The organism is Streptomyces glaucescens, from assembly GCF_002154375.1.
GTDB lineage: Bacteria > Actinomycetota > Actinomycetes > Streptomycetales > Streptomycetaceae > Streptomyces > Streptomyces glaucescens.
Window position 1 is genome coordinate 1 of the sequence record NZ_MUND01000416.1, and the last position, 301, is coordinate 301.

Here is a 301-nt window from a genome sequence, read left to right on the forward strand (position 1 = left end):
TCCCCCAGCCCCGCCCCACGGACGTCTTCGCCGACCGCCTCCTGCTGGTCCTCAGCGGCCAGCGCCCGGTCCACTCCATGCTCCGGCACACGGTGGGACGCGCCTACGACGACCTCGCCCACCTCGCCGAGACCGGCCCCCTGCGCTCCCTGGGCGCCCGCCCCGTGGTGCGGGACGTCGGCTACTACGTCCCCCGCCCGGGCGCCTTCGAGGCATTCGCCCGCATCGGCACCGGTGACCGGCTGCGCGCGATGGCCTTCCGCCTGGAACTGGGCCGGGACCACCGCTGGCGCTGCACGGC

General features: G+C 76.4%; 1 protein-coding gene. It reads left to right on the top strand.

Annotated features, from left to right (window positions below; all coding sequences use genetic code 11):
* A partial coding sequence (locus CCN42_RS25665; RefSeq protein WP_245877455.1) for an Rv3235 family protein occupies nucleotides 1-301 on the top strand: 301 nt, incomplete at both ends.